The sequence below is a fragment of the Thiosulfatihalobacter marinus genome, from assembly GCF_016019955.1.
Lineage (GTDB): Bacteria > Pseudomonadota > Alphaproteobacteria > Rhodobacterales > Rhodobacteraceae > Shimia > Shimia marinus_A.
Genome location: NZ_JAECRZ010000060.1, coordinates 1 through 258 on the forward strand (window position 1 = coordinate 1; position 258 = coordinate 258).

1 protein-coding gene is annotated in these 258 nt (G+C 70.5%); it reads right to left on the bottom strand.

Annotated features, from left to right (window positions below; all coding sequences use genetic code 11):
- Positions 1–258: hypothetical protein (locus tag I3253_RS20555; protein ID WP_232272223.1), on the bottom strand; the 258-nt coding region annotated here is incomplete at both ends.

Below are 258 nucleotides of genomic sequence, written 5' to 3' on the forward strand. Positions count from 1 at the left end.
CGAGGCTCTGGCCGAGTGCACGGGCCGGCGATGCGACAGGCCTTGCTGTTGCAGAGGCCGATTTTACCGGAGCCTTGCGGATCGGCGCGGCCGGCGCAGGCTGGAAGGCAGGCTTGGCCGAAGACGGGCGCGGAGCGGAATATCCGCCGGCGCTCGCAACGGCGGTGCGTGCGCCGCCCATCCTGAACTGCCCAAGCAGGCTGTTCAGCGCTTCCGCTTCGCGGGCCAGCGAATGGCTGGCGGCGGTCTGCTGCTCCA